The 21,670-nt window shown below is 50.4% G+C and carries 15 protein-coding genes; 12 read left to right on the top strand and 3 right to left on the bottom strand.

The genetic code is table 11. The features are described 5' to 3' along the window. Positions 1-40 precede the first annotated feature (40 nt). On the bottom strand, positions 41-661 hold the full coding sequence (locus tag MKY48_RS29580; protein WP_098749017.1) for a hypothetical protein: 621 nt from the start codon (positions 659-661) through the stop codon (positions 41-43). Between the two features lie 309 nt (positions 662-970). Between MKY48_RS29580 and MKY48_RS29575 the strand changes: the two genes are divergently transcribed. After that, the gene (locus tag MKY48_RS29575; RefSeq protein ID WP_339268190.1) at positions 971-2,044 is read left to right on the top strand and encodes an ATP-binding protein; all 1,074 of its coding nucleotides are present in this window, start codon (positions 971-973) and stop codon (positions 2,042-2,044) included. A gap of 61 nt (positions 2,045-2,105) precedes the next feature. Then, positions 2,106-3,329 (top strand): MFS transporter, encoded by a 1,224-nt coding sequence (locus tag MKY48_RS29570; RefSeq protein WP_339291779.1) that lies wholly within the window; start codon positions 2,106-2,108, stop codon positions 3,327-3,329. Between the two features lie 168 nt (positions 3,330-3,497). On the opposite strand, the gene MKY48_RS29565 is transcribed toward MKY48_RS29570, so the two are convergent. Next, positions 3,498-5,216 carry a ribonuclease J gene (locus tag MKY48_RS29565; RefSeq protein ID WP_339268188.1) on the bottom strand — a complete coding sequence of 573 codons (1,719 nt, stop codon included), beginning with the start codon at positions 5,214-5,216 and terminating at the stop codon, positions 3,498-3,500. A 184-nt stretch (positions 5,217-5,400) separates the two neighbouring features. Between MKY48_RS29565 and MKY48_RS29560 the strand changes: the two genes are divergently transcribed. Both MKY48_RS29560 and MKY48_RS29555 read left to right on the top strand, forming a co-directional pair. Next, positions 5,401-6,156: a YqcI/YcgG family protein gene (locus MKY48_RS29560; protein WP_339268186.1), complete on the top strand. Its 756-nt coding sequence runs from the start codon at positions 5,401-5,403 to the stop codon at positions 6,154-6,156. Positions 6,157-6,475: 319 nt separating this feature from the next. Next, positions 6,476-7,903, top strand: a complete 1,428-nt coding sequence (locus tag MKY48_RS29555; protein WP_339268184.1) for a glycosyl hydrolase family 18 protein — start codon at positions 6,476-6,478, stop codon at positions 7,901-7,903. On the opposite strand, the gene MKY48_RS29550 is transcribed toward MKY48_RS29555, so the two are convergent. Continuing rightward, entirely contained in the window at positions 7,898-8,776 is an 879-nt protein-coding gene (locus MKY48_RS29550) for an AraC family transcriptional regulator (protein WP_339268181.1), read from the bottom strand. The genes MKY48_RS29555 and MKY48_RS29550 overlap by 6 nt on opposite strands. Positions 8,777-8,946: 170 nt before the next feature. Between MKY48_RS29550 and yicI the strand changes: the two genes are divergently transcribed. The 8 genes from yicI (at position 8,947) to MKY48_RS29510 (ending at position 21,641) form a co-directional block, all read left to right on the top strand. Beyond that, entirely contained in the window at positions 8,947-11,274 is a 2,328-nt protein-coding gene (yicI, locus tag MKY48_RS29545) for an alpha-xylosidase (protein ID WP_339268179.1), read from the top strand. A 219-nt stretch (positions 11,275-11,493) separates the two neighbouring features. Then, a complete protein-coding gene (locus MKY48_RS29540; RefSeq protein WP_339268177.1) occupies positions 11,494-13,302 on the top strand; it encodes a sensor histidine kinase in 1,809 nt (602 codons plus the stop codon). Then, complete coding sequence (locus MKY48_RS29535) at positions 13,277-14,833, top strand: response regulator transcription factor (RefSeq protein WP_339268175.1); 1,557 nt, start codon at positions 13,277-13,279, stop codon at positions 14,831-14,833. The genes MKY48_RS29540 and MKY48_RS29535 overlap by 26 nt, the downstream gene beginning before the upstream one ends. A 280-nt stretch (positions 14,834-15,113) precedes the next feature. Next, positions 15,114-15,299: a hypothetical protein gene (locus MKY48_RS29530; protein WP_339268173.1), complete on the top strand. Its 186-nt coding sequence runs from the start codon at positions 15,114-15,116 to the stop codon at positions 15,297-15,299. 89 nt (positions 15,300-15,388) lie between these two features. Further along, positions 15,389-16,351 (top strand): ABC transporter permease subunit, encoded by a 963-nt coding sequence (locus MKY48_RS29525; RefSeq protein WP_339268171.1) that lies wholly within the window; start codon positions 15,389-15,391, stop codon positions 16,349-16,351. A gap of 14 nt (positions 16,352-16,365) precedes the next feature. After that, positions 16,366-17,274 carry a carbohydrate ABC transporter permease gene (locus MKY48_RS29520; protein ID WP_076325357.1) on the top strand — a complete coding sequence of 303 codons (909 nt, stop codon included), beginning with the start codon at positions 16,366-16,368 and terminating at the stop codon, positions 17,272-17,274. A gap of 76 nt (positions 17,275-17,350) precedes the next feature. Beyond that, a complete protein-coding gene (locus MKY48_RS29515; RefSeq protein ID WP_339268169.1) occupies positions 17,351-19,063 on the top strand; it encodes an ABC transporter substrate-binding protein in 1,713 nt (570 codons plus the stop codon). A 202-nt stretch (positions 19,064-19,265) separates the two neighbouring features. Beyond that, on the top strand, positions 19,266-21,641 hold the full coding sequence (locus tag MKY48_RS29510; protein WP_339268168.1) for a glycoside hydrolase family 95 protein: 2,376 nt from the start codon (positions 19,266-19,268) through the stop codon (positions 21,639-21,641). Positions 21,642-21,670: the final 29 nt, after the last annotated feature.

Raw genomic sequence — 21,670 nt, 5'->3', positions numbered from 1 at the left:
TCAGAGAAACATATTTATATGATAACTACATATTTCAGTATTAACCCGTTTTTCCGAATCTGAAGAACTTGCCTCGGCCTTTCGTTGTCACAGGAGTAAACGTCGGTGATGGGGATAGCGGGGATGTCATGTCTTGAGCAAGATACCCGTGGAGAGGTCCACGGTAGACTTCATTCAACTGTGATGAATGGGAGAAATCCTCCGGCGTTACAAGATGACAAGGCTTGTTCACAGGCCGCAGGCCTGCTTGCTCCAGCACCGTAGCAACAAAGTGGGAGCAGAAGAAAGCATCGTCACGATCAATATGAATCCGAAACAATATACCCAGCAGCCCTAGCAGATTATATTTGTAGCGGTCCTGATCACGCATCATCTCTTTGACAAGGTTGTGCATGCGTTGATAGTCTTCATTACTAACGCGGAAACGATATACCGCACATTCCGAAGTGTAGAAGAAGGGGTCGCGTAGATTCTCGCGAACTAAACCGCCGTCAAACGGGTTGTTCGCCTTCTTTCGCCCAAAGCTGTACACTTCGCGTAATTCGGAATCAAACGCGATGGATGCATGGTTGAGTGGGGCCTTCGTGAAATATTGGATCATTCTGCTGAACCAGGTGCCCGTGCCTGTAAGCACAATCCAAATATCTTGTTCCGTGTACATACTCGCAAACTCCTTTGTTAACGGTCCTAACGACTAGCAATTGTAAATGACTTGCTTTCTTTCACAATAAACGAAAAAGCCATAGCGTTCAAGTCAAAAAAAACCATTTTCTCTCAGTTTTAATAGAATAGCGCTGGAATTGCCACCAAAAATTAGAAACCTCATCACAATATATTCGCCCCATGTCCAAATTATCCTTTGGTTTGCTTTATTTATATTTTTCAACAGGCGAGAGGAAAGGAGAAGCAAACCGATATCTCGAAATATGTAAAACGATTGAACAATGAAAGACAGGAGGATCTCCAAACGATGATGAATAGTGAACGTCTCAGCTATGATTTTATGGTCCAAGCGATTGAAGTAGCGCCGATTGGAACCGTATTCATCGATTCAGAGGGGAGCATTATCAAAATTAATCCCGCTGCTTGCGTCATGCTGGGGTATGAGGCGGAAGAGTGTCTGCACCACCCCTATTACGATTGGATTTATCCGGAAGATGTCAATAAGGACAAAGATAGGATGGAGAAGCTAATGTCGGGTAAGACCGCTTCTTTGCAATTGGAGAAGAGACTGATACATAAACAAGGCGATATCAGGTGGGTATCTTGTATGCTAAGCACAGCTCGTAGCAGGGAAGGAAGAACACTTGGCTACGTAGCGCATTTTACGGATATTACCGATATGAAAAAGGCCGCCTATCAAGAAGAGGAGCGGCTGATCCAGTCCGATAAGCTGTCCATGGCCGGTCAACTTGCGGCAGGGATCGCCCATGAAATTCGTAACCCCATGACTTCCATCAAAGGGTTCGTGCAGCTCATTCGCTCCGGCGCTGGCCGGAAGGATCAATATTTCGATATTATCTCCTCGGAGATCGAAAGGATTGAGCTGATCGTAAGTGAGCTTTTGTTTTTGGCGAAGCCGCAAAGTGTGAAATTCGAGCGTACCGATATCCGGCAGCTCCTGGACCAAGTGATTACTCTATTAAATACGCAGGCCATCATACATAACGTCGAGATTATAACGGATTTCGGAGAGCGAGAGGCCAATGTCGAGGGTGATGTGAATCATCTGAAGCAGGTGTTCATCAATTTTATTAAAAATGCCGTGGAATCCATGCCGGGTGGCGGGGAGTTAACCATTCGGCTGGAGAGAAGCGATGACCATACGGTGGCCATCCATTTTACGGATAATGGCTGCGGGATTCCGGAAGCAATCCTCTCTCGTCTCGGGGAACCGTTCTTCACCACGAAGGAGAAAGGCAATGGCCTGGGCTTCATGATCAGCAAAAAAATGATCGAGGATCACAAGGGGCAGGTTCATGTATCCAGCAAGCTTCACGAGGGAACGACCATCAAGGTAATTCTGCCGCTCAGCATAATCTAGCTTGACCAGGCGTATGGTTCGCTCTACATTATAGAAAGATATAGGAGAGGGGGCGGGCAACATGGGCAATATGCAATTGTTAAAAGAGCCGAAGCGGCGCAAGCTGCTGATGAGTGCGGGTGCCAGCTGGATGTTTGATGCGATGGATGTTGGAATGATTTCGTTTGTTGTCGCGGCATTGGCAGCTGAATGGTCGCTGAGCTCGCAGCAGGTAGGGATTCTGACAAGTACCACATCGATCGGAATGGTATTCGGCGCGGCCATGGCTGGATTCTTGGCTGATAAATATGGACGGAAAAATATTCTGCTATGGACGCTGCTCATATTCTCGATCGCGAGCGGCCTTTCCGCACTGGCTACCGGCTTTATCATGCTGTGTTTGATGCGCTTTATTGCCGGCTTCGGACTAGGCGGAGAGCTTCCCGTTGCATCCACGCTGGTATCGGAAAGCATGCCGGTTCATGAACGGGGAAGAGCGGTTGTGCTGTTGGAAAGCTTTTGGGCGGCAGGCTGGATACTATCCGCACTCATCGCTTACTTTGTCATCCCGGATTACGGATGGCGGGCTGCTTTTGTTATTGGAGCTCTGCCGGCTTTTTATGCGCTTTATTTGCGGCGTGCCATCGAGGATTCGCCAAGATATCTTGAGCAGAAAGCTAAGGCTGCCCCTAAGCTGACCTTTGGGCAGCGAGTGGCTTCGGTCTGGTCGGTTGAACATCGGCGTACGAGCATTATGCTGTGGGTACTGTGGTTTACGGTCGTATTCTCGTATTACGGCATGTTCCTGTGGCTTCCGACCGTCATGGTCGATAAAGGGTTCAGTCTGGTCCGAAGCTTTCAGTATGTGTTGATCATGACGCTTGCCCAGCTGCCGGGTTATTTTACTGCCGCGTACTTTATAGAAAAGTTCGGGCGGAAATTCGTTCTCGTTACCTATTTGGGGCTTACGGCCTTTAGCGCCATCTGGTTTGGTTATGCCAACACGGAAGGTTCGCTGCTGGCAGCAGGCATTTCCTTGTCATTCTTCAATCTGGGAGCATGGGGAGGTTTATATGCCTACAGTCCGGAACTCTATCCGACGAAGGTTCGTTCAACGGGGGTTGGGCTAGCAACGTCGTTTGGACGGATCGGCGGCGTTATTGCACCGCTGCTCGTCGGGGTGTTGAAGCAAAATGGCACCCGGATCGAATTCATTTTCGTGATGTTTTTCGTGACCATCCTGATCGGTGCGCTCGGCGTACTCGTACTTGGCAAGGAAACGAAAGGGCTGGAGCTTGCGGACTAAGGCTGAAGACCGCGTTTAGATGATTTTATTCTTGCGATATCAGGTAGCACATGCTTAGAAGTGTATACTTTCTGATGTCAGAAGAAAGGGTGGATCCGAAGGTTCAAATGACCTTGGATCCACCCTTTTTATGTTGAGATACGGTTAAGGCTCAGAGTGACCAGAGCCTTATACTTCCATAATGGAAGGCATAATGTACGGGCTGCGGCCCAGTTCCCTTTTAAAATAACGGTTGAGTGTGTTGTTTGTCATCTGTTCCCAGGCAGCCCGGTTGTATTCGCGCTGTTCACCGGCTTTGTTCAGCTGCTTGCGCAGCATCGCTTCAGCTCTGCGTAGAAGAGGCTTGGAGTCCTGCATATATACAAACCCACGGGTAATCAGCTCCGGCCCGGAGAGCAGCTTGCGCGTCTCGCGATTGATGGTGATGGCGACGATGACAACGCCATCGTGAGCGAGCTGTACTCGTTCCTCAAGCAATTCCTTCTCATGGGTACGCAGCTCTCCATTGTTGATGTAGACGTCTCCGGAGGGGATGTTCCGGCCTTTACGCGCATAGTTGCGGAATAGGGACAGCGTATTCCCAATGTTCATCAAATAAACATTGCTGTCGGCAACCCCAACCTGCACGGCGAGGTGACGATGATTGAGCATCATCCGGTATTCCCCGTGGATCGGCACAAAATACTTGGGACGCAAGCTGCTGATCATAAGCTTCAAATCCTCGCGGCAGCCGTGACCCGAAGTGTGGATATCGAGAATGGAGCCGTATTTAACTTCTGCTCCTGCCCGCATCAAGAGATCGATGCTGCGATTGACGTTCTGGGTATTCCCAGGAATCGGCGAAGACGAGAAAATAACAGTATCCTCCGGATGAATCTGGATCGAACGATGGGCACCTGAAGCGATACGTGTCAGTGCCGCATTTGGCTCGCCCTGACTGCCTGTACAAATAATCAGCACCTGGTCATCGCGATAACGATTAACGGCTTTCACATCAATCATCATGCCGTCCGGTACGCGAATATATCCAAGCTCCTGACCAATCACAAATACCTTCTCCATGCTGCGGCCGACGATGGCGATTTTGCGGCCTGTTCGGATGGCAGCTTCAACAACCTGTTGCAGACGATGAACGTTCGAAGCAAAGGTGGCAAACAGGATCCGTCCGGGACATTCCCGGAACAGACGCAGAATGGAATCGCCGACAGTGCGTTCAGAAGGGGTAAACCCGTCCCGCTCGCTATTGGTACTGTCAGCCATCAGGGCCAGGACGCCACGCGCGCCGATATGCAGAATTTTATGCAGATTGGCAGGCTTGTCCTCCGGCGTAAAGTCAAATTTAAAGTCTCCGGTATGTACGATCGGGCCGTACGGGGTTTCCACAACGATCCCGAAGGCATCCGGAATGCTGTGGGTGGTTCTAAAGAAATGAACGGAAAGATGACGGAATGAAATCGTTTCGTCTTCATGGAATATGCGCAGATCACTCTGATCCAGCAGCCGATGCTCCTCCAGCTTCGCACGAACCAGGCCGATGGTCAGTGCCCCGCCATAGATCGGCATTTGGATTTGACGAAGCACATAGGGAATAGCCCCAATATGATCTTCATGTCCATGGGTCAGGAACATACCCTTTACTTTATGTTTGTTATCCAGTAAATAACGAATGTCTGGAATAATATAATCGACGCCACTCATTTCGGCATCCGGGAATTTCAGCCCGGCATCGATGATAATAATCTCATTTTTGAATTCCACACCGTACATGTTCTTGCCGATTTCGCCAAGCCCTCCCAGCGCAAAGATGCGCACAGGTGGAGCGGAAGGCCTCGGTTTTTTGGCGGGTTTGGCAGTTTGAATCTGATCTGTTAACAGGGGTTTAGACATAATGTGAAAGAATCCTCTCTATGGTAATTAAGGCATAAGCCTGGTCATTTTAATTTCTTCTCTACTAAAGATATCAGAAAGTTCAAGCTTTTGGGAAACGCTTTTCAAAATTCATGTGCATTTCGCACGAGACAGTCACCTATTTTTACCCACTCTTATATGCTGTAGAAGAGGGGGGCTCGTGATGAGCGGTTTATTGAGGTTGGACGATATGGATGCTGTCCATGGATTACAGGAGGAATGGCAGCGGAAAGCGATAACCAAGCTGACCGAGAAAATGACGGACCGTTACGCCAAATTCCCTTGTATTCCCGCAGTGCAAGGACATGCACTGAATCATTTTAGATACGGCTTTATTCATCAAGGTGAATCACAGGCCGCGGCGGAACAGCTTGCTGCTCTGCTGCGCGAGTACGGGCTCGGCTCCAGGGACTTCGGGCCATATACTTCACTTGTCGTCATGATCTGTACGGAGCATGGGCGCGATAGCCTGGAAGGCGTCCAATATTATGAGCGCTTGTTCTGGCAGCTGTTAAGCCAGACAACCGAATACGATACGGAGCCTTGGCCGGCGGATCTGCCGGAGGAGCCTGCGGATCATCTGTGGGAGTTTTGTTTTGCAGGCGAACCTTATTTTGTTTATTGCGGCACACCGGCACATGAGCTTCGCCAGAGCAGATACTTTCCCTACATGATGCTTGCTTTTACGCCTCGTTGGGTTCTGAAGCAGTTCAATGCCCGAACAAGGCAAGCAGAACACACCAAGGGATTGATTCGTCAGCGGTTAGCCAAATATGATCCCGTACCACCGCACCCTGACTTGAAGTTCTACGGGGCGGAGGATAACTATGAATGGAAGCAATATTTTTTGCGGGATAACACGGAGTCACTATCGAAATGTCCGTTTGCAAGGCAGCACAAAGAGATCAGTCAACAATAAGAAATAACACGTTGCTATCATCATACCCTAAATCGGAGTCAGGGTTAACCATGCTTTCTATTGAAGAGCTGCCTCATTCGCGGTAATCCGCAGTGTGACAGCCTTTTTTGCGTAGAAGAGCTGATAGGCCAGGGTATAGGATTTTGTCCCTGAATAAGTAAATCTTATCCTTGTTGTACAAAAAATGACCAAGTTACACTTGAAGTGCGTCATATCATTTTATCTGTATGCGTTAGGAGGTGTGTATGGTACGAAGCTTTCACCAGCTTTGAAACCGCTTTAATAAACAAAATCAATTGGCGAAGGAGTTGTTTGATGAATGACAAGGTTGTCCAGAACGATGAGAGGATGGATTCTCGGATTCATCGCCGTGCTGGTACTTAGTTTGTTCCCTGTGTACAAGGTTCAAGCCGCTGAGGTTTGTACGGAGCCTGCTTGGAGCAGTTCTGCCGTATATGGCGGGGGTAATATCGTATCCTACAACGGTCATGCCTGGAAAGCGAAATGGTGGACACAGGGCGAGGTACCTGGAACGACAGGACAATGGGGGGTATGGGAGGACCTTGGAGATTGCACTCCTGGGACACCGCCCGTCGATCCTCCGGTAGATCCTCCGGTAGATCCTCCAGTAGATCCTCCAGTAGATCCTCCAGTAGACCCTCCGCTGCCTGGTGACCGTATGTATGTCGCTTACGCGAGCTCTTGGAACACCAGTATTTACGATCTGACGACTGCCAACATTCCCAATTACATTACCCATCTCAATCTTGCATTCGTAAGGCCGGATACCACGTATACCCAAGGGTCCTACGCGTTTGATCAAGCCGTTGCGGGATTGGAATTTGTGGAAGGGGCGACCACCCCGAACGGCCAACGTAAATTTACAGCCCAGCAGTCCCAGGATCTGCGTAACAATATCGCATCTCTTAGAGCCCGCGGAACAAAAGCATTCTTATCGGTAGGAGGCTGGTCATACAGCCAAGGTTCACAGTGGTCCGGATTCAATGCCAAGAACATTGTGGATTTGGCTCTCGATCTTGGCGCTGCCGGCGTCGACATTGACTGGGAATCCAGCGGCAGCAGCTGCAACAAAGGAACAGCCGCTCAGTTCAGCTGCACTAAGGATGGAGAAATCGCGGGCATTATTACGAGTCTCTATAATGAAATCCATGCAAGAAATGCGAATCTGCAGATTTCCATCGCCGGTTGGTCCACGGGCGCTTATTACGTGAAAGGAACGCCGTTTGAAGAAGGCAAGGTCCAATGGGGATCTCCTTTTGGCGGTACCATGTACCGCGTAGTCAAGGATCATGGAAGTAAGATCAACTTCATCAATTTGATGTCCTACGATGGCGGTATTTATTACGATCCGCGTGAAGGATATGAATCGTACAAGGCGATATACAACGGACCTATCAATATGGGCATGCAGATTGCTCCGGAGGGATCCGGCGGGGCCGTCCTGCAACTGAATGCCGCACCGGGCACGGTATACGATGCCGACATGATGAACGGTCAGAATAATATTGCAACGCCCTATTATAATGTAGAAACGATGGTGAATTATATTAAAAATAAGGGAAGAGCAAATGATGGATTCATGCTGTGGCAGCTCTGGAAACAGCGGGTTCATCAGCCAGCGCCGTCAGGTGCTGCAAATGAGAACAGCGCGGGCCAGTACGTATGTCGAAATCTGCCGCTTCCGGGGGATTGCAATCAGACCATACCGAGCCTGCCGAAATTATAGTTTTTTCCGATACTCCGAAGGCGTGCAGTCCATAATCTTACGGAAGACCCGAACAAAATAACTGATGTGCCCAAATCCGACATCGAGTGCGATGTCGGATATTTTATTGTCCGGCTGACGAAGGAGTTCCGCTGCCTGGCGAACGCGATAGGAATTCATATAATCCACGGGCGTTTGCCCGGTCATGGATTTGAAGAAGCGGCAGAACTGGCCTTCGCTCATCGGGATCAGATCAGCCAGCTCACTCAGCCGGATGGGACGGTGATAATGATTCTGGATGTAGAGAATGACTTTCTTCAAGCGTTCCGTTCTCACCATATCCGCTGTTTCGCTCCGGCTCCGGTTGACCAGTCGGCCAGAGGATGCGGCCTGAAATAACATGAGAAACAGATGTCCCTTAATAGCGACCTCATAACCAGCAGGTTTGTGCTTCGACAGCAGCGTCATTTCCTTTATATGCTGAAGCAGCTGCTCATCGGTCTCGGATGTCATCCATCTTGGAAAGGTGGCTCTTCGCTCCTGAAAGGGAACAATCATTTCTTCCTGTACAAGATCGTAGCTGCTGCTTGCAAGCATGCCGAAATCGAACACCATCGCACAGAAACTGCACCCTTGATCGCCCCGGGCATGACCAGTGTGAAGGTCTCCTCCATCGATAAATATCGCTTCACCCGCCCGGACAGGGATATATTCCGAGTCGATCTGAAACAGAGCCTCGCCTTCGATCACGTAGAAAATTTCCGCTTCCTTATGCCAATGGGAGTCTACCACATGGTTACCGGGGGCAAATTGATGCCAGTAGGCACCAAACGGGAAGCGTTCATTTCCGTGGACGGTGCTTTCTTTTAACGATTGGCGAAAGGATTGATCCATCATATTCCTCCTTTGAATGAATAGTGCTTGAATGATGTCATCTTATATCAAGATTGTGCTATAAAATAACGTAATACTGTTAGAATGGCCTGAAATAGATCAGTATAATGATATTATAACGCTTACATCTTAAAGTTCAATTTTCATCATATAGAAAGGCGGATTAAAAAATGAAATTTACAGACGGCAATTGGCTTATCCGAGAAGGATATTCCGTTTCGGGAGCGGTTCAGGCTTATGATTTTGCAGTAAAAGGAGACACGTTGACAGCCTATGCCTCCACGGCCCCGATTCCGGGTAGAGGAGCAACCATTAATGCGCAGCTGATCACCGTGCAATTTCAATCTCCGGCGCCCGGCGTCATTGGTGTAAAGCTGGTTCACTATGCAGGCGTAAGAGATCGCGGACCTGCATTCGAATTGTACAAACAGGAAGGTGACCATACGGTCATTGAAGAGAATGATCAGGAAGCGGTTCTTCGCAGCGGCAATTTGAGCGTTGTGATCAAGAAAGGCCCGGAATGGTCGGTTCACTTCTATAGAGGAGAAGAACGCATTACCGGCAGCAGAGCCAAATCGATGGCACATATCGTGGAAGATGGCGGACAGACCTACATGCGCGAAGAGCTGGATCTTGGCGTAGGCGAGTGGGTTTACGGCCTTGGCGAGCGATTCACTTCGTTTGTGAAGAATGGCCAGGTCGTGGATATTTGGAACCAGGATGGCGGTACAAGCTCCGAGCAAGCCTATAAAAATATTCCGTTTTATCTGACGAATAAGGGCTATGGCGTGTTTGTCAACCAACCGGACCTCGTATCATTTGAAGTGGCATCGGAGAAAGTGAAGAAGGTGCAGTTCAGCGTGCCAGGCGAGTCACTGGAGTACTTTGTTATTGACGGGCCTGATCCGAAAGGTGTGCTAGATAAATACACGAACCTGACAGGAAAACCGGCACTGCCGCCGGCTTGGACCTTCGGATTGTGGCTTTCAACCTCTTTTACGACCCAATATGACGAAGCAACCGTAAACTCCTTTGTTGACGGTATGCTGGAGCGCGATATCCCGCTGGAAGTGTTCCACTTTGACTGCTTCTGGATGAAGGGGCTCAACTGGACGGACTTTCAATGGGATGAAGAGGTTTTCCCGGATCCTGAAGGCATGCTGAAGCGTTTGAAAGAAAAAGGCTTGAAAATTTGCGTATGGATCAATCCGTATATCGCGCAGCGCTCGCGTCTCTTTGAGGAAGGCCGTGAGAAGGGCTATCTCGTGAAGAAAGAGAATGGCGATGTGTGGCAGTGGAATCTGTGGCAGCCGGGTATGGCGCTGGTGGACTTCACGAATCCAGACGCATGCGAATGGTATTCAGGGTACCTGCGCGAGCTGGCAGATATGGGTGTCGACAGCTTCAAGACGGATTTCGGCGAACGCATTCCGACGGACGTTGTTTATTTTGACGGTTCCGATCCGCACAAAATGCACAATTATTATACACAGCTCTATAACAAAGTGGTCTTTGATGTGCTGGTGGAGAAGTTCGGCAAGAATCAGGCAGCCGTATTTGCACGCTCTGCAACCGTAGGCGGACAGCAGTTTCCTGTTCACTGGGGCGGCGATTGCTATGCGGATTACGAATCGATGGCGGAGAGTCTGCGCGGCGGCTTGTCCCTTGGTCTCGGAGGTTTCGGCTTCTGGAGCCATGACATTGGCGGCTTCGAAAATACGGCTCCGGCGCATGTATTCAAACGCTGGCTGGCATTTGGCTTGCTGTCCAGTCACAGCCGTCTGCACGGCAGCAGCTCTTACCGGGTGCCGTGGTCTTATGACGAGGAGGCAGTGGATGTTACGCGCTTCTTCACGAAGCTGAAGAGCCGTCTGATGCCTTATCTGTTCCATACCGCCGTACAGGCATCGGAGCAAGGGGTGCCAAGCATGCGCGCCATGTTCATGGAATTCCCGGAAGACCCGGCCGTTGAAATGCTGGATCGTCAATATATGCTGGGAGATTCCCTGCTTGTGGCACCGGTATTCAGCGAGAACGGCGATGTGAAGTACTATCTGCCGAAGGGCCGCTGGACGCATCTGTTAACCGGAGAAACGGTGGATGGCGGAGCTTGGCGCAAGGAAACGTACGGTTTCCTCGGGCTGCCGTTGTTTGTACGCAGCAACTCGTTCCTCGCCTTGGGAGCAACCGATAACCGTCCGGAATATGACTATGCAGACAGAGTTGAACTTGGCTTGTATGCATTGGAAGACGGCAGCGAGGCTTCGGTTACCGTTCGCAACATGAATGGGGAGACCGAGCTTGATGTGCGGGCGGTACGTGCAGGCAGCCGGATTGATTTTACGATGGAAGGCAGCGGCAAGCCATTCTCCGTGAAGCTGCATGACATGGGAGCCGTTTCATCTGTGGAGGGCTCGGGAGTGAGCCTGCAAGAAGGGAGCATTCAAGTAGAAGCTGGACAACAAGCGGTGACCTTCACGGCAGCTCTGGAAGGGTAAGCTCGGTGAACGCCTGTTTGATAAAAGGGAAAAAAGCATAGCGAAGATGAGCCCGGACCAGCCTTATGCTGGAGTCGGGCTTCTTCCATATTTTGAATGGACTTGAACAAACGGCAATGCTGATATAATAGGCCTGCGGCAGATTTTTTCACGAATAGTTGTAACCGTTTTCTTTTAGAGGCTTGCCGAAGATTAAAGGACAGGAGCGAAGACGGTCCGATGTTATCTTATTTCATTCAACTTGTGAATGACATGAAAATCCGCAACAAATTGATATTGTCTTTTGTTGTCGTGGTCTTTGTGCCGGTTGCCATCGTGGGGATATTCCTTACGGGCGAGCTCCGCAAGTTTGCTTTCAACAATGCGTTGGAGCAGGCTTACCAGAACGTGGACCGGGTCAAGAAACGGTCCACCGAAGTCATCAACGTGGCAGACGATTTATCCTATCGGCTATCCTACGACGAGCGTCTGAGAAATCTTGCTAGCCAGCAATATGAAAGCGTATACGACGTATTTGTGGCTTACAGGGAGTATCCCGATTTACAGCAGGCGATTCGGATGTACAAGGAAATATCGAATATCCGTTTCTACAGTGAGAACCCCACCATGCTGAACAATTGGGAGTTCCTTTATCCCGAGGATGAAATCAAGAGAACGGAATGGTATCAGCGAGCCGAGGATGATATTGGCGTCATCTACTGGGACTATATTACGGATGAACGAGATCAGAAGGTTTACCTCAGCTTAATCAAGGGGGTTGATCTTGGAAGCAAGGACAATCGTGGTGTACTGGTTATCAATGTCAATACGGGTATGCTGAACACGATCCTCAGCCAAGAAACGTTTGACACCATTATTGTGGACAGCAATAACAATATTGTCGCCGCTAACCGCCCGGAGCTGTACGGGAAGACGCTAGCCGAGATTCAAGATACCAGCGGGGTTGTATACCATGCGAGCGGAAGCTATGAATCGGTCATCCATGATGAAGCCTCCAAGGTGCTGATTGAACCGTTGAATACGGAATCCGGGGTTAATGGTCTGCGCATTATTTCCATATTTTCGATTGATAGCATCGTGGCGGACGCCAACCGGATCAGCAAGCTGGCGATGACGGTCATCATCATTAGTCTACTGCTGGCTGTTCTTTTGATCTACAGTTTCTCCTCACTGATCTCTAATCGGCTGCTGCGACTCAGCAAGCATATTACGAAGGTAGGTACCGGCAACCTCGGCGTTGCGATGGAAATTGACGGCAAGGATGAGATCGGCCAGTTATCCCGCCAATTCAACTCCATGGTCGGTAACATTAACGACCTGATGAACGAAGTGCAGGAGTCCAATGAACAGAAACGGTTAATGGAACAGAAGCAGAACGAAATTAAATTCAAAATGATGGCCAGTCAGATCAATCCGCATTTTTTGTTTAATGCCTTAGAGTCTATTCGCATGGAGGCCCATCTCAAGGGTGAGGACGAAATCGCCCGGATTGTGCGTCTGCTCGGTAAAATGATGCGAAGCAATCTCGAGATAGGCAGCGGAAAAACAACGATAAAAGACGAGATCGAGATGGTGCAGTGTTATCTGGATATTCAAAAATTCCGCTATGAGGATCGTCTGAAATATGAACTTCTGGTAGATCCCGAAGCCAATCGGGTTAGAATCCCGCCGCTGATCATACAACCGCTTGTGGAGAATGCGGTCATACATGGGATGGATCACAAGGAAGAAGGAACTTTCATCAGGGTGAGGGTCACGGCCAGCGAAGGGAAACTGCATGTCATAACCGAGGATAATGGAGCGGGCATAACCTTGGAGCGATTGCAGATGATCTATGGTTATTTGAACGATACCGATGAGAAGGACGGAGGACGGATCGGGCTCCGGAATGTTCATGTCCGTCTGCAGCTTACCTACGGCCCTGAAGCGGGTCTGATCATTTATAGCGAACCGGGGATTGGAACGCGCATTAAATTCAGTATTCCGACAGGAGGAGAGAGCGATGATGAAAGTGTTAATCGTGGATGACGAACCCAAGCTGCGCGAAGGATTGAAGAGCATTGTGCCATGGAACGAGCTTGGGTATCAGGTTGTTGGTACCGCAGCGAACGGGAGCGAAGCGCTGGAGAAGCACGGGATGTTTGACCCGGACTTGATGCTGATTGATATCCGAATGCCGGGAATGGACGGATTGCAGCTGATCGAAGCCATCCGAACCCTGGATTCCGAGATTCACCTGCTCATCCTAAGCGGATATGCTGATTTTGATTATGCCAAACGGGCGATTTCCCATCGCGTGGACGGATACCTATTGAAACCGGTGGATGAGGACGAGCTGAGCAAGTATTTGCTTCAGATTAAAGAAGCCATCGAGCAGGAACAGGAGAGGAAGGCACTGAATAGGGCAGCCTCCGATATGAACCGCGAGCAGTTCATTCAGACATGGTTCAATCCGGAGAGTAAGCCCGATCATGCGGCTTTACGGCATATCGCCGAGCGGTCAGGACTGTTATGGAACCATTACCAAGTGCTGATTATTCATCATAACGGCTACGATGAATCTGGTGAGGGAGCCAACGACCGATTGAAAAACCAGCTGCTTGAAGCTTTTGAAGAGAACGGCCGCGGCACGGTCTTTTCCATGCATGGGCAACTTGGCGTTCTAATGCCCACGCCAGTATTGACCGCAGGAGGGCGGAAGGAATTGCTTCAAACGTTGGAGGCTGCTGCCGCACTGGCAGGTAGGTCAATTACGGCTTCATTGGGGCGCCAGGTTCATCGTCTGGAGGATGTAGCGGAGTCGTACCGCTGTGCTAAGGAACGGATTCGCGAACGTTTCTTCTATCCTTCCGGCGAGTTGTTATTCCCTGAATCCAAGCGGTTTGCTGGCGACATTACGGATGAAGAGCGGCAACCTTATGATCCGGAGCAGCTGATGGAGCAGCTCTATTACGCTGTAGATGTAGGCAATGTCGAGGTGCAGCGGAAGCTGCTGCATGTTGCTGCATATGCCATGGTCAATGTGGAGTATACGGAGGAAAGGATGAAGGGGGCGTTCGTGGAGCTCCTCACCGGCGTGCACAATAAGCTGATGCAGCATCAGCCAGAGCTGCGGTCCCGCACGAAGGAATATTCGGATCGGATTGCCGCGATATTTCGCCAGCGCACGGCCTATGATTTGTACCGCCATTCGTCCCAATTCCTGGAGGAGCTGATCTGGCAGGCGGGGGATGGCGGACGAGATCAGGAGATGAAGCGGATCATGGACCTGATTCAGCGCAATTACAATGAGAATCTTAAACTGGAAACACTGGCCTCCGTATTTAATTACAACAGCGCCTACCTCGGGAAGATGTTCAAGAATACAACTGGAGAATACTTCAATACGTACCTCGATAAGGTCCGGATCAACAAGGCCAAGGATTATCTGAAACAGGGCATGAAGGTATATCAGGTTGCGGAGAAGGTCGGGTATACGAACGTAGATTATTTTCATAGCAAGTTTAAAAAATACGTCGGTACCTCTCCGTCTAATTTCCGCAAGGAGCTGGACCTGTAAACAGGGTCAAGTTCCTCATCGTCTGCCTCTTCGCCATGGAACCAACTGCCAAACGGGAAGGCGATGCGGAAGCGCAGTGTAGCGTGCTGACATCAAGCTGCTGAGCATGGGTTTGACGGGAGATCGAACATAGGTAAGCCAAATATCGGATAGCGTTCACTTACCCTACAACCAGACTAAACATAAGTACTTTCATATCGCTGCCCTTTAAGACGCGACTAAGGTACGCGTCTTTTTTTATTTCCTCCTACCTCCCCAAGACATGACTGGGGGAGCCAAAATGCTGCGAAGCATAGAGCGGAGGGGCCGGAATCGTATCGGAGAAGCGACAGCGCTCGTCTTTAAAGCCGGGAAACCACCTCACCGTATCATCCGAAGTTTCCCGGGTTTAACAGCGATCGGAGATACGATCCGGACACGGAGCGGCATAAAGCTCTTCTGCATTTTCTCCTCAGTTAATGTCTAATTTTTATATGATTTTTAAACCAATCCTTCGGGTACTTCCCCGCCGCAGCTTGGTTTATCATCAGGATATACAAGAGAGGAGGGGTTGGTTTGAAAGCGGTAACAAAGACAGAAGGTAGCATCCAACCTGCCGCAAAGAAAAAGAAAGGCTTTTGGGCCACTTTCAAAGAGCAGAAAGTACTGTATGGAATGTCGCTTCCATTTATCGTCATTGTGTTCATCTTCAGCTACATGCCGGTCTGGGGCTGGTTGATGGCATTCCAGAATTACAAGCCGGGCAAAGGGATCTTCGAGCAAAAATGGGTGGGCCTGGACCATTTCGTGACACTCTTCTCGGATGATAAGTTTTATCTGGTGTTGCGAAATACACTCGCCATGAGTTTTATGGGATTGATCGTTGGATTTACGATTCCGATCCTATTCGCAGTCTTGTTGAATGAGCTTCGTGGAAGCGTATTCAAGAGGACCGTACAGACGATATCTTATCTGCCGCATTTTGTGTCCTGGGTCGTGGTAGCAGGTATCGTGACCAAAATGCTGTCCACAGATGGAGGCGCTGTCAATCAGCTGCTGATGTGGCTGGGGTTCATTGATGAACCGATACAGTTTATGGCTCAGGGGAACCTGTTTTGGTATATCGTAACAGGCTCTGATATATGGAAGGAAATGGGCTGGAGCGCGATCATTTATTTGGCAGCGATTTCAGGAATTGATCAGGAGCAATTCGAAGCAGCCAAGGTTGACGGCGCAAGCCGTCTTCGCCAAATATGGCATATTACGCTGCCAAGCATCGCCCCTACGATTGCAATTTTGATGATCATGTCCATCGGACATCTGATCAGCATCGGCTTCGAGAAGCAGTTCTTGCTGGGTAACCCGCTGGTGGTGGATTATTCCGAAGTGCTGGATCTGTATGCGCTGAATTATGGCCTTGGCATGGGACGTTTCTCCTTCGGTACGGCAATTGGGATGTTCAACTCCATTGTAAGTATCCTCTTATTGCTGCTCGCTAACGGCGTATTCAAAAAATTCACGAAGCAATCCATTATGTAGGGGAGGGAAGCAGCATGGCACGAACCAAAACAGCATTCAAGCCCACGCTCTCCGACCGCGTGTTTGATATGGGTAACTTTATATTTATGGCACTGGTTATGATTGTCACTCTGTATCCGTTCCTGAATGTTCTTGCGATATCGCTGAACGATTCCGTGGATACGGTGCGTGGGGGGATCTATCTCTGGCCGCGCGAGTTTACGCTGGAGAACTACGTTCAGATCTTTAAATACGACGGTTTGATCACCGGCGCCAAAATTACGATTCTCCGTACGCTGGCAGGAACATTCCTGGGCTTGGTCAGCGGAACGATGCTGGGTTATGTCCTCAGCAGGGTAGATTTTCAGGGAAGAAAGTTCATGTCTGTATTCCTGGCCATGACCATGTACTTCTCCGGCGGGATGATTCCGGTCTTCATTCTGATCCGCGACTTGAACATGATGAATTCGTTTCTTGTTTACATCATTCCGGGGATGGTGAGCGCATTTAACGTATTCGTTATCCGGTCTTTCATCGACAGCTTGCCATATTCGCTTCAGGAATCAGCCAAGCTTGACGGAGCTAATGATTTCACGATCTATTACAAAATCATTCTCCCGCTCTGTAAGCCCGTACTGGCTACCATCGCCTTGTTCCTGGCAGTCGGTCAGTGGAACTCATGGTTCGATACGTATCTCTATAACGGCAATGCACCCCATCTCACGACGCTCCAATTCGAGCTGATGAAGGTGCTGCAGAGCACACAGGGACAAACCAGCGGCATGATGTCCGGGCAGAATATGGCCGAAATCGTGAAGCAGGTGTCGCCGGAATCGATCAAAATGGCGATTACGATTGTGGTTACGGTTCCCATATTGCTCGTCTATCCGTTCCTGCAGCGGTATTTTGTGAAGGGGATGACGCTTGGAGCAGTAAAAAGCTAAGCGCATGTACGGTATCAGCAGGCATTATGACCTGTTATACGATAGATGATTAAAAATCGATTTAGGGGGTATAGCAATGAATCATAAGAAGAGATTGTCGCTGCTGCTCGCGATCATGATGATGGCCACATTCGTTCTTGCAGCGTGCGGCAACGGCGACAGTAACAATAGCGCAAACGGCGGTGAAGAGGGCAATGGCGGCAACGATACACAGCAGGAAGAGAAGCTGGGGCCGATGACCATGACGTATTACAGCGCGGATTCCAATGCGAACTGGGCCAACATGCAGGATGCGGTCGGCAAGAAGCTGACCGAGAAAACCGGCATTACAATCCAGGCCGAATACGCGGTAGACGGCTCCAATCAGAAGCTCCCGCTGATGGTAGCGAGCGGGGAATATCCGGACTTGGTATTTGCGAAGGGTGACGCCAATCTGTTTGTGGATTCCGGAGCATTTATTGATCTGACGGATCTGATCGAAGAGCATGCACCGAACATCAAGAAGGTGTATGGAGAATACATGAGCCGTCTGAAATGGAGTAACGATGATGAGGCCATCTATGTCCTCCCGACGCTTGCAGCGGTGGACCATCAGGCGCTCGATGCCGGCGGCACGTTTCAGATCCAGCATGAAGTGCTGAAAGAACTCGGATACCCTGAACTGAAGACGGTGAGGGATTACGAGAAAGCGCTGAAAGACTATGCCGAGAAACACCCGACCATTGACGGCCAGCCGACGATTCCGCTGACGCTGAATGCGGACGGATGGAGAATCATGATCTCGGTAACGAACCCGGCGTTTATCGCGACAGGCGCATCGGATGACGGCGAGTATTATATCGACCAGGGGACGGTCGAGGCTAAGCTGCACTACAAGCGCCCGGAAGAGAAAGAATATTTCCGCTGGTTGAACCATATGAACGATGCGGGTCTTCTGGATAAGGAAACGTTCGTACAGAAAACGGACCAATACGAAGCTAAAATCTCTTCTGGCCGTGTTCTTGGCGTCATCGATCAGGAATGGGGCTTCGGCAATGCAACAAACGCACTGAGATCTTCCGGCAAGGAAAACCGCACCTATGCGAGATTCCCGATCCAGCTGGATGAGTCGACTAAGGATGCAACGTTCCAAGACGCGGGTTACGTCGCCGGATGGGGTGTGGGCATTACGACGTCCGCGAAGGATCCAGTTCGAATCATCAAGTTCCTGGATTATCTGGCTTCCGAAGAAGGGCAAGTTTTGATGAATTGGGGAATAGAGGGCGAGCATTACAACGTTGTGGACGGCAAGCGCGTCATTCCGGAAGATGTCCAAGAGCGCAAAACCTATGACAACGCCAACTTCACTAAGGAAACAGGAATCGGCTTGTACAACGCCATGTTCCCGCGTTACGGAGACGGCGTGAAGGATTCGACGGATAACTACTATACGACGAATTTCCCGGAGACGATCATAGAGAACTATACGCCATCCGCGAAGGAAACACTGAAGGCATACGGCGCGGAAATGTGGAAAGATCTGTGGCCGAAACAAGAGGAATTTGGAGTGAAGCCATGGGGCGTTGCTTACAACATTCCAGTACCGAGCGACTCCAATATCAATATCACGTACAAAAAGGTGGAAGAGATTACCCGTAAACGGATTCCGGAAATCATTCTTGCCGATCCGGCGAAATTTGATGCGCTGTATGAACAGTTCATCAAAGAGCTGAATGATGCCGGCGCCGAGAAGATGGAGCAGGAATACACCCAATTGGTACGCGACCGCGTCGAACTCTGGAATGATTAAGGTATAGGTGAATAGAAGGGGCCGGCAATATGCGGCCCCTTTTGCCGCTACATGAAAGGGTCACTGTTATAGCGATTGTGCCGTTATTTAACAGAAGAAATACAGCAGCGGATGAAGGATATGAGAGGTTCATCGAGAAGACCTTTATCAATTGGAATAAGGGGGGATTACACTGAATTCAGCTGAGAATAAGAACACAACCTTGTGGTATCGGAAGCCCGCGGACAGGTGGGAAGAAGCGCTTCCGCTCGGAAACGGCCGACTTGGGGCTATGGTATTCGGAGGCGTTCAGGAAGAACGCATTCAATGGAATGAAGATACACTTTGGTCCGGATTTCCCCGGGACACGAATAATTACGAGGCTCTCCGGCATTTGGCAGCGGCAAGAGAGCTGATTGCGTCCGGGAAGTTTGCCGAAGCCGAGCAGTTGATTGAGGGCAAGATGGTTGGCAGAAGCACGGAGTCCTTCTTGCCCTTAGGAGACCTGGTCATCCGACAGTCGGGAATAGGGGATCACTGGACGGACTACAGGCGAGCACTGGATCTGGATACAGGGATTGCATCCACTCACTTTCGAACCGGCGGTCCCGATGATCGCTTCAGCAGGGAAATGTTCATCAGTGCGCCTGATCAGGTCGCGGTTATCCGTTATACAAGCACGAACGGCGGAACCATCCAATTAGAGATCGGGCTTCGTTCACCGCTGCAGCATGGTACCCGCAGTGCAGAAGACGGAGCATTGGTGTTGTATGGACAAGCCCCCACCCATATTGCTGAGAATTACAGAGGTGATCACCCCGGGTCGGTGCTCTATGAAGACGGGATTGGCATACGGTATGAAATGAGGCTGCTGGCCTTGACGGACACCGGGCAGGTTACGGTGGATAACAGCGGTATACGTATTAACGGCGCAGGCTCGGTCACGCTGCTGATTGCGGCTGCCACGAATTTTGAAGGCTTCGATCGATCTCCGGGTTCTGAAGGAACCGATCCGTCCAGTATATGCAGGGGGAGACTCCAGGACGCGATGCGGCATGGATTTACAGAATTGCGCTCACGGCATATCGAGGACCATCAAGCCTTGTTCAGACGCGTGAAGCTTCAGCTTGGCCGTCCAGAGCGTGTGCGTTCCGCACAAGCTTTAGCCACCGACGAGCGGATGAAAGCGTACCGGGAGGGACGAGAGGATGCTGCACTCGAGGCGCTGATGTTTCAATTCGGAAGATATTTGCTCATCGCCAGCTCCCGGTCAGGTACACAGCCCGCCCATCTGCAGGGCATATGGAATCCGCATGTACAGCCACCATGGAATAGTGATTATACAACGAATATCAATACCGAGATGAACTACTGGCCTGCAGAAACGACCCATCTGAGCGAGTGCCATGAGCCGCTGATCCAGATGATCCGGGAGCTTAGCGTAAGCGGTGCCCGGACGGCGAAGATTCATTACGGCGCCCGCGGATGGGTCGCCCACCATAACGTGGATCTATGGCGAATGTCCAGCCCGAGCGATGGCAGAGCCATGTGGGCTTTCTGGCCAATGGGCGGTGCATGGCTGTGCCGGCATCTTTGGGAGCGTTACCAATTTCACCCGGACCTCCAATATTTGCGGGAAACGGCTTATCCGCTGATGAGGAATGCGGCATTATTTTGCCTGGATTGGCTTACTGAAGACGGGAAAGGGCATCTGGTGACCAGCCCGTCGACATCGCCGGAGAATCAGTTTCTTACTGCGGACGGCCAGCCTTGCAGCGTGTCGGCAGGCTCCACCATGGATATGGCCATCATTCGGGATATATTTCATAACTGTATTGAGGCATCACAGCTGCTGGAGCAGGATGATGAGCTGCGGGAGGAATGGAAGGCAGCGGTTGCACGCCTGCTGCCTTACGCCATCGATGCCGAGGGTAAACTCATGGAATGGAGCGAGCCTTATCCGGAAGCGGAGCCCGGACATCGGCACGTATCCCATCTGTATGGGCTGTACCCCGGCTCTGACATAACCCTTCAGGATACGCCGCAGCTTGCGGAAGCCGCTTATCGTACGCTGATGTCGCGCATCGACCATGGAGGAGGGCACACGGGGTGGAGCTGCGTATGGCTGATCAACCTGTTTGCCCGATTACAGCAACCGGACAAGGCGTATGTTTATGTCCGGACGCTGATTTCCCGTTCCATGCATCCTAATCTGCTCGGAGACCATCCTCCGTTCCAGATCGATGCGAATTTTGGAGGCACCGCCGGAGTTGTAGAAATGGTGCTCCAGAGTCATTTGGACGCCATTCAGCTTCTGCCGGCGCTGCCGAAGTCTTGGGCAGAAGGCTCCGTAAGAGGGTTAAAGGCTCGTGGCGGGTTTATTGTGGACATGGAATGGAGCGAAGGCATCCTTACGTCTGCGAGCGTAACCTCTACGCATGGCCGAGTCTGTAGGATTAGCTGTTCCGTGCCGCTTGCTATTAGAAGGGAAGACGGAAGTGTGGTGACGACGGATGAGCAAGGCTCGTTTGAAACGGTGAGCGGAGCGACTTACCGGATCACGCCAGCCACCGACGAAGGCAGCGTGAACATGGATTGATCGAACAAGGCCTTTTTGAATAGGGAACT

Origin of the sequence: Paenibacillus sp. FSL W8-0187 (assembly GCF_037969755.1) — a bacterium.
Lineage (GTDB): Bacteria > Bacillota > Bacilli > Paenibacillales > Paenibacillaceae > Paenibacillus_AQ.
Note: the sequence above shows the minus strand (reverse complement) of the source record. Positions and strands in the feature narration are given on the sequence as shown.

Excerpts from the sequence above, each read along its gene's own strand:
- MKY48_RS29580 (WP_098749017.1), bottom strand. The coding sequence starts at position 661 with ATGTACACGGAACAAGATATTTGGATTGTGCTTACAGGCACGGGCACC.
- MKY48_RS29575 (WP_339268190.1), top strand. The coding sequence starts at position 971 with ATGATGAATAGTGAACGTCTCAGCTATGATTTTATGGTCCAAGCGATT.
- MKY48_RS29570 (WP_339291779.1), top strand. The coding sequence starts at position 2,106 with ATGGGCAATATGCAATTGTTAAAAGAGCCGAAGCGGCGCAAGCTGCTG.
- MKY48_RS29565 (WP_339268188.1), bottom strand. The coding sequence starts at position 5,216 with ATGTCTAAACCCCTGTTAACAGATCAGATTCAAACTGCCAAACCCGCC.
- MKY48_RS29560 (WP_339268186.1), top strand. The coding sequence starts at position 5,401 with ATGAGCGGTTTATTGAGGTTGGACGATATGGATGCTGTCCATGGATTA.
- MKY48_RS29555 (WP_339268184.1), top strand. The coding sequence starts at position 6,476 with ATGACAAGGTTGTCCAGAACGATGAGAGGATGGATTCTCGGATTCATC.
- MKY48_RS29550 (WP_339268181.1), bottom strand. The coding sequence starts at position 8,776 with ATGGATCAATCCTTTCGCCAATCGTTAAAAGAAAGCACCGTCCACGGA.
- yicI (WP_339268179.1), top strand. The coding sequence starts at position 8,947 with ATGAAATTTACAGACGGCAATTGGCTTATCCGAGAAGGATATTCCGTT.
- MKY48_RS29540 (WP_339268177.1), top strand. The coding sequence starts at position 11,494 with ATGTTATCTTATTTCATTCAACTTGTGAATGACATGAAAATCCGCAAC.
- MKY48_RS29535 (WP_339268175.1), top strand. The coding sequence starts at position 13,277 with ATGATGAAAGTGTTAATCGTGGATGACGAACCCAAGCTGCGCGAAGGA.
- MKY48_RS29530 (WP_339268173.1), top strand. The coding sequence starts at position 15,114 with ATGCTGCGAAGCATAGAGCGGAGGGGCCGGAATCGTATCGGAGAAGCG.
- MKY48_RS29520 (WP_076325357.1), top strand. The coding sequence starts at position 16,366 with ATGGCACGAACCAAAACAGCATTCAAGCCCACGCTCTCCGACCGCGTG.
- MKY48_RS29515 (WP_339268169.1), top strand. The coding sequence starts at position 17,351 with ATGAATCATAAGAAGAGATTGTCGCTGCTGCTCGCGATCATGATGATG.